Raw genomic sequence first — 4,668 nt, 5'->3', positions numbered from 1 at the left:
CCAAGTTCCTGTCCGGGCACGGCAGTGCGATCGGCGGTGCGGTCGTCGACGGCGGTCGTTTCGACTTCCGCGCCGACGCGGAGCGCTGGCCGCAGTTCAACACCCCCGACCCCAGCTATCACGGGCTGATCTTCGGCGCGGCGTTCGGCGAACTCGCCTACGCGATCCGCCTGCGCACCAAGCTGTTACGCGACCTCGGGCCCGCGGTGTCCCCGTTCAACAGCTTCCTGCTGCTGCACGGGCTGGAGACGCTCTCGCTGCGCGTCGCACGGCATTCCGACAATGCCCGGGCGATCGCCGAATGGCTCGCCGAACGCCCGGAGGTCGCCCACGTGCACTACGCGGGCCTGCCCTCGAGTCCGTGGCACGATGCGGCGAAACGGTACCTCCCGCTGGGCGCCGGGGGCGTGCTCGCCTTCGAATTGACCGGTGGCCTCGAGGCCGGACGCCGCCTGGTCGACCGGCTCGAACTCTTCAGCCACCTCGCGAACATCGGAGATGTACGCAGCCTGGTGATCCACCCGGCCTCGACTACCCACGCCCAACTCGATTCCCAGCAGCAACTCGACAGCGGCGTGACACCCGGCCTGGTCCGGCTGTCGGTCGGACTCGAGGATGTCGCCGACCTGATCGCGGACCTGGAGACCGGACTCGATGGCTGAATTCGACGGTGCCGCGGGCACCATCCACTACGACCGGTGGATTCCGCCGAATCCGCGGGCCCTCGTGGTGTTCTTCCACGGACTGGGCGAACACATCGGCAGCTACGAGCCCTTCGTGGCGGCCCTGAACGCCGCCGGTTTCGCGGTGTGGGCCGGTGATCATGCCGGGCACGGCCGCAGTGCCGGTGTACGCGTACTGATCTCCTCGATCGACGCGCTGGTCGACGACGCCGCGACCCTGGTCGGTCTCGCCCGCGCGGCGCATCCGCAACTGCCGCTGTTGCTGGCCGGGCATTCGCTCGGTTCGCTCACCAGCGTCCTGCTGACCGCCGAACGCGGAGTCCCGGCAAAGGCTTTGGTGCTGGCGGGCTCCTCGCTGGTCCCGGTGCCGGAGGCGCGCAACGCACTCGCCGAACTGCTCGCCACGGGCATCGATCCCTGGGATCTGCGGCGTGACCCCGGCGAGATGACCCGGCACGAGGGTTATGCGCAGCAGATCCGGGACGATCCGCTGACATGGCAGGGCGGCCTGCGCCTGGAGACTCTCGGCGCGCTGATCGAAGCGGCGACGCGACTGCCCGCGGCCCTGGAAAAGCTTGACCTGCCGATACTGTTCGTGCACGGCGCGGAGGACGATATGGCCCCGGCCGCAGGCGTGCGCCGGGCGGTGGAACTGCTGCCTGACGCACGCGCCGAGATCTTCCCCGAGGACCGGCACAACATTCTCAACGAGCTCGACCGCGACGACGTATACCGCGTCATCGTGGATTTCGCCGCCGCACAGCTCTAGATCTCCGAGGACGAGGGTGACACTCCTGAATTCGACACGGACGCACCGTGTTCCGGTGGCGCTTGCCGCGCTGGCCATACTCTTCACCGCCGCCTGTGGCAGTGGCGCGGACGTCGGCGCGCCCGGTGGCGTGCGGACCACACAGGCCCCGACCCCGCCCGACGCCCAGCTCGATACCAATGCCACGGTGAATGTCCGGCTGACCCTGGAACCCACCAGCCTCGACGCCTTCGGCGCCTCGGGCGCGGCCTTGGATCAGGTGTTGCTGGACAACGTCTATCAGGGCCTGGTGAGCGTCGACACCAACGCCGGTGACAAGATCGTCCCGGCGCTGGCCTCCTCCTGGGAACAGTCGCCGGACGGACTGGTCTACACCTTCCACCTGGTAGCCGGTGCCACCTTCCACGACGGCAGCCCGCTGACCGCCGCCGACGCCGTCTGGTCGCTCCAGCAGCAGATCGCGCCCGGCTCGAAATCGATCAAGGCCGCGGCCTTCACCCCGGTCGCGGACGTCTCGGCTCCGGACCCGGCCACCGTGCGGATCACCCTGAAGCAGCGCGACACCCTGCTGCTGTGGAGCCTCACCCAGCGCGGCGGCATCGTCTACAAGCGGGGCACCGATTTCGCCGGGCTCGCGGGCGCGGAGAACGGATCCGGCCCGTTCAAGCTCGCGGGGTGGAACCGCGGATCGTCGATCACCTTGGCGCGCAACGACGCCTACTGGGGTCCGAAGCCCAAGGTCGACAAGGTGGTTCTCAGCTATATCAAGGATCCCAACTCCGCCAACAACGCCCAGTCGACCGGTCAGACCGATATCGAGGTCGCCGCCGATCCGACACTGCTGCAACCGTTCACGGACAATGACAAGTTCACCGTCCTGCGCGGCACCACCACCGACAAGTTCACGCTGGCCTTCAACGGAACTCGGGCGCCGTTCACCAATCCCGATGTGCGGCACGCGATCCGGCAATCGATCGATCGGCAAGGGGTGATCCAGGCCTATGGCGCGGGCGTCGCGATCGGCAGCGACGTGCCGCCCCAGGATCCCTGGTACGAGGATCTCACCGGCATCGACGCCCACAACCCGGACAATGCCAGAAAGCTCCTGGCCGCAGCGGGATTCGCGGACGGGTTGTCGCTGACCCTGGATGTGCCGAACATCTATCCCACCGCCATCACCGACCTGCTGGTTTCGGACCTGAAGAAGGTCGGGATCACGCTCACCGTGCGTCAGGTGGAATTCCAGACCTGGCTGTCGAAGGTGTACACCGACAAGGACTTCCAGCTCAGCCTGGTCGACCACGCGGAGGCCCGCGACCTCGACAACTACGCCGCACCCGGCTACTACTTCGGCTACGACAACGCCCAGGTGCGGCAGTGGTACACCCAGGCCCGCACCGCCGCCTCCGACGCCGACCGTGACGCCCTGCTGAAGAACGTGGCCAGGCAGATCTCCCAGGACGCCGCCGCCGACTGGTTGTTCCTCGTGCAGTCCACCACGGTGGTGCGCACCGGCGTGTACGGCGTACCGCTGGCCGAGACCAGCAACCGGTACAACCTGAGCACCCTCGCGGTCGGCACACAGCGGTGACCCCACGGTGACCGGGTACCTCGTGCGCCGCGTCGGGTTGCTGGCGGTGTCGCTGGCCGTGGCCAGTGTGGTGGTGTTCGCCCTGCTGCGCCTGCTGCCCGGCGATGTGGCGACCACCATCGCCGGCACCCAGGCCAGTCCGGCCCAAATCGCCGCCATCCGAAGCGATTTGGGCCTGGACCGGCCACTGCCGGTGCAATACCTGTCCTGGATCGGCGGCGTGCTGCACGGCGATTTCGGGCACTCGCAACTCAACGGCGCCGCGGTCGGCGCCGAACTCGACCGCAAACTCCAGGTGACGCTGCCCCTGACGGCCGGTGCGATGCTGGTGGCGTCGGCCGTGGCGATTCCGCTGGGTACCTGGGCGGCCACTCGCAGCCGCACCGCTGCAGGCGGCGCCGTGAACGCCCTGTCGCAGCTCGGTATCGCGATTCCGAGCCTGTGGCTGGCGCTGCTGCTGGTCTGGGTCTTCGCCGTCCAGCTGAGATGGCTGCCCGCGCAGGGATTCCCGGTCGACGGCTGGAACCGGCCGGGACCGGCGCTGCGTTCCCTGGTGCTGCCGTGGCTGGCGCTGGGCCTCACCGAGGGTGCGGTGCTGCTGCGCTTCGTGCGCTCCGCCGTACTCGGTGTGCTGCACTCCGAGTTCCTGCGCACCGCACGCGCGCAGGGACTCACCCGCTCGCAGGCTTTGCGCAGGCACGGCTTTCGCAATGCCGCCCTGCCGGTGGTGTCCATCCTCGGTTTGCAGGTGGCCGCCCTGCTGGTCGGGGCGGTGGTGATCGAACAGGTCTTCACCCTGCCCGGCGTCGGCAGCATGCTCGTCACCGACGTCGGCAATCGTGATCTGGTGAAGGTGCAGGGCGAGCTGCTGGTCCTCGTCGGCGCCGTGCTCACGATCGGTCTTCTCGTCGACGTCACGCACCGGCTCATCGATCCGCGCATCGGGAGCACCGCGTGAGGCGGGCGGCGATGACGCGGCGGTGGCGCGGCGTCCGGACGGTCGCGGTGGCGGTGTTGCGGCGGCCTGCGGGAGCCTTCGGAGTCACGGTGGTCTCGGTGCTGGTGCTCGCGGCCTTGGTGTCGGTGTGGTGGACGCCGTTCGATCCGCAGGCCACCGATCTGCATGCCGCCTGGCTGCTCCCGGCCCAGCGAGGTCATCTGCTCGGCACCGATCGGGTCGGCCACGACCAGTTCAGTCAGGTGTTGGCCGGAAGCCGCGAAACCCTCATCGCCGCAACGGGTTCGGCCGTCGTCGCCGCCTTCCTGGGTGTCGTTCTCGGCGTCGCGGCGGTACTGTCGCCACGTCCGGTGGGCGCGGTGGTGATCCAGGCGATCGATCTCGTGATCGCCTTTCCCGGGCTGCTCCTGGCCATGGTGCTCGCCGCGGTGTACGGCGGTTCGCTCGCAACGGTGGTGGCCGCGGTGGGCATCAGCGCCGGTGTCGGGGTGGCGCGGGTGTCGCGTGGCGAGATCGCGCGGGTACTGAGCCAGGAGTATGTGCTCGCCGCGCGTGCCGCCGGCGCATCGACCACGGTTCCGCCGGGGCATACCCGTAGTCTTGTTCCGTGACCGCAGTACTGCTGGCCGAAGACGACGAGGCCATTGCCGCGCCGTTGTCGCGCGCC

Annotated in this window: 5 protein-coding genes; all 5 read left to right on the top strand. The window is 68.9% G+C overall.

All coding sequences use genetic code 11. The annotated features are described in order from the left end of the window. Positions 1 to 662: PLP-dependent transferase (locus ACWELQ_RS38595; protein WP_452401956.1), on the top strand; the 662-nt coding region annotated here is incomplete at its 5' end. Then, positions 655 to 1,452 (top strand): alpha/beta fold hydrolase, encoded by a 798-nt coding sequence (locus ACWELQ_RS38590; protein ID WP_452401955.1) that lies wholly within the window; start codon positions 655 to 657, stop codon positions 1,450 to 1,452. The genes ACWELQ_RS38595 and ACWELQ_RS38590, both read left to right, overlap by 8 nt. A 55-nt stretch (positions 1,453 to 1,507) precedes the next feature. Next, complete coding sequence (locus ACWELQ_RS38585) at positions 1,508 to 3,043, top strand: ABC transporter substrate-binding protein (protein ID WP_452401954.1); 1,536 nt, start codon at positions 1,508 to 1,510, stop codon at positions 3,041 to 3,043. A 7-nt stretch (positions 3,044 to 3,050) separates the two neighbouring features. Then, on the top strand, positions 3,051 to 4,001 hold the full coding sequence (locus ACWELQ_RS38580; protein ID WP_452401953.1) for an ABC transporter permease: 951 nt from the start codon (positions 3,051 to 3,053) through the stop codon (positions 3,999 to 4,001). 11 nt (positions 4,002 to 4,012) lie between these two features. Then, positions 4,013 to 4,612: an ABC transporter permease gene (locus ACWELQ_RS38575; RefSeq protein WP_452401952.1), complete on the top strand. Its 600-nt coding sequence runs from the start codon at positions 4,013 to 4,015 to the stop codon at positions 4,610 to 4,612. The last annotated feature ends 56 nt before the right edge of the window (positions 4,613 to 4,668 follow it).

The sequence above is a fragment of the Nocardia sp. NPDC004722 genome (genome assembly GCF_053601505.1).
Note: the sequence above shows the minus strand (reverse complement) of the source record. Positions and strands in the feature narration are given on the sequence as shown.